At 37.9% G+C, this 3,429-nt stretch carries 2 pseudogenes; one reads left to right on the top strand and one right to left on the bottom strand.

Going from position 1 to position 3,429, the window contains the following annotated elements:
• Positions 1 to 55: 55 nt before the first annotated feature.
• Positions 56 to 700: pseudogene (locus G5B11_RS18310) on the bottom strand (AraC family ligand binding domain-containing protein); the annotation flags it as partial.
• Between the two features lie 200 nt (positions 701 to 900).
• Between G5B11_RS18310 and G5B11_RS18305 the strand changes: the two are divergent.
• Positions 901 to 3,291, top strand: a pseudogene (locus G5B11_RS18305) (glycoside hydrolase family 2 TIM barrel-domain containing protein); the annotation flags it as partial.
• Positions 3,292 to 3,429: the final 138 nt, after the last annotated feature.

Here is a 3,429-nt window from a genome sequence, read left to right as displayed (position 1 = left end):
TACCATAGAAGACCTTGCTGTTATTAGCTATTTACAGAAAAAGTTTCACACACTCAAACCAGCTGACACTCATGCCTCGTGAGGCAGCATAATCATCAATATTGATATTTTGATTGTAGTTTTCACTGAAAAAGGTAACAGCATTATCCATCTCATGATCAAGATATTCATTTTTTAATATGTGCTCTCTTGTCAGTTCCCGGTGGAAACTGATCAGAAGATGACGTAGCAAAAGGACAAGCATTTCCTCATAATTATCTTGACAGCGTTGGAGCTCGATAATGATACGTTTGAAAATTTGTTCATATTCATTAGATGTACCCACTTGAAAGACACGTTCTTTATCCGGAAACCCATATTGATGTAAGATATTTTTCACATTGCTTCCTGTGAAGTGAATCCAGTATACTTCTGTCTTATCTTCTCCGTAATATTCATATTTCTGAAGTTCTTTCGGTCTGTACAGTACAATGTTGCCGGCTGGAACAATCGTTTCGTTATTTACATTATCAAAATGAAAATGCCCACAACCAGCAGTGATATATATAATCTGATAATCCAGACGACCCCTTGGACGGTAGGTAGGAAGTTTGGGATGTCTGGAAAGACGGTAAGTACCACAGCTACCTACAATCAGCGGACGACTTTTGTCTTTGAAATCCATATGTGAGTGGTTCAAATAACCGGTGTTCAAATACATAGGACAGCACCTCTTTTCGCACTTTTTATCATTGTATCATTTAGTGCATATTTTGTCTAATTCAATTCATAGACATATTTTGCGGATTAGGATAAGCTATATATAGCATAACTAAGGAACGTAAACAAAAAAGTAAAGTATAAGGTTTGCTTTAGGGAAACAAAGAACAAAAAAGTATATGTATTGGAGGAGAGTTGTTTATGATCGTACCACGTTATTATGAAAATCTAAGCGTACTGCACGAAAACACAATGCCAGCCAGAGCCTATTATATTCCAGCATCCAAAAGAATGGATAACTTGGTGGAACACAGAGAAGAATCAGATCGTATGCAGTTATTGAATGGAACTTGGAAATTCCAGTATTTTAACAGTATCTATGACATTCAGGATTCTTTCTTTGAGAAGAATTATGATACAGAAAATTTTGATGAGATTCAGGTTCCAAGTGTATGGCAGATGGCAGGATATGATACACACCAGTATACAAACATCCGGTATCCGTTTCCGTTTGATCCACCATATGTGCCACAGGATATTCCGTGTGGAGCTTATGTACATAATTTTGAGTACAGCAGAGATGAGAAAGCATCAAAAGCTTTTTTGAACTTTGAAGGAGTAGACAGCTGCTTTTATGTATGGATCAATGGCTCTTACATAGGATACAGCCAGGTTTCACATATGACCAGTGAGTTTGATGTTACCGATGTACTTCAGGATGGAACGAATACGGTGGCAGTGTTGGTAATGAAATGGTGTGATGGTTCCTATTTGGAAGATCAGGACAAATTCCGTATGAGTGGTATTTTCCGGGATGTGTACATTTTGAAACGCCCAAAACAGGCAATCAGTGATTATCATATTAAAACAAGAATTGAGGATATGCTTGCAAAAGTAGAAATTGAAATGAAATTCTACTTTCCCTTAAATGTAAAAATTTCGATTGAAGATAGAAACGGAGCAGTTGTAGCACTAGGAAGTATTGCTGAAGAAGGAACAGCTGTATTAGAAATTGCAAGTCCGGAACTTTGGAATACAGAAAATCCATATCTATATAAACTGATTCTTGAAACAGAGAATGAAGTAATTGTAGATCACATTGCATTAAGAAAGATAGAGATTAAAGACCAGGTCATTTACCTAAATGGACAGAAGATTAAATTCCGTGGTGTCAATCGACATGATTCCGATCCGGTTACTGGATTTACAATCAGTCTGGAACAGATTACAACCGATCTTACGTTAATGAAGCAGCATAATTTTAATGCGATCCGATCCAGCCACTATCCGAACGCACCATTTTTCTATGAAATGTGTGACAAGTATGGATTCATGGTAATAGATGAAGCAGATATTGAAGCTCATGGTCCATTTATGATCTACAGAAAAGAAGACACTGATTACAATCGGTTCAAACGATGGAATGAGAAGATTGCAGATGATCCGGTATGGGAAGAGGCAATCGTTGATCGCGTAAAACTCATGGTGGAACGTGACAAAAACCGTTTCTGTATTGTTATGTGGTCAATGGGAAATGAGAGTGCTTATGGCTGCAACTTTGAAAAAGCACTGGAATGGACAAAGAATTTTGATCCAGACCGTATCACACAATATGAGAGTGCAAGATACCGTAATTATGATGAAACATATGATTACAGCAATCTGGATGTGTACAGCCGGATGTACCCAGCGCTTTCTGAAATTCAGGAATATCTGGATAAAGATGGAAGCAAACCCTTCCTTTTGGTAGAGTACTGTCACAGCATGGGAAACGGACCTGGAGATTTTGAAGATTACTTCCAGATGATTCAGGATAATGATAAAATGTGCGGCGGCTTTGTCTGGGAATGGTGTGACCATGCGATTGCTCATGGAACTGCTGAGAATGGAAAGACTATATATGCTTATGGGGGCGACCATGGCGAAGAAATTCATGATGGCAACTTCTGTATGGATGGATTAGTATATCCGGACAGAACGGTACATACAGGACTTTTGGAATACAAGAATGTTTATCGCCCGGCAAGGGTTATTTCCTATGACAAAGAAAGCGGAGAACTGGTGCTTCATAACTACATGGATTTTGATGACTTGAAAGATTATGTGAAGATCAGTTATGAACTGACACAGGACGGGCTTGTAATCAGCAAAGGTAAACTCCCAGAAGTTTCAGCAGCACCACACAGTGAAGGAAAAATAAACCTTAAAATCAATGTGCCAGAGAGTGGGAAATGTTATTTAAAACTTATTTACCATCTGAAAAAAGAATTGCCACTGTTGGATGAAGACCATATCCTTGGATTTGATGAGATCGAAGTAAGCCAGAAGGATGCCAAATGCCAGTTAGCAGAAAAATGGGTTGAAAAAACAGTGACGGATTCTGAATTACAGGTGAGTGAAGATGATACACAGATTCATATCAAAGGTCGTGAATTCGCATATACAATCGACCGACGGACTGCACTTTTTACAGAGATGAAATTTGCAGGTCGGGAATATCTGAACCACCCGATGGAATTAAATATCTGGAGGGCACCAACAGATAATGATATGTACATCAAGTCTGAATGGAAGAAAGCCCATTATGATAAGGGCACTGAAAAACTTCCATTTTTTCTTAAGTGGAAGTTTTTCTTTTATATTTTTTCAATTTTTTTTTAGAAAAAGCACAAAAAAGCTATGGCTTACTCCATAGCCAGCTCTTCTAATCTTACTATTCGTTTTACATTT

Origin of the sequence: Blautia glucerasea (assembly GCF_013304385.1) — a bacterium.
Lineage (GTDB): Bacteria > Bacillota > Clostridia > Lachnospirales > Lachnospiraceae > Blautia_A > Blautia_A ammoniilytica.
Note: the sequence above shows the minus strand (reverse complement) of the source record. Positions and strands in the feature narration are given on the sequence as shown.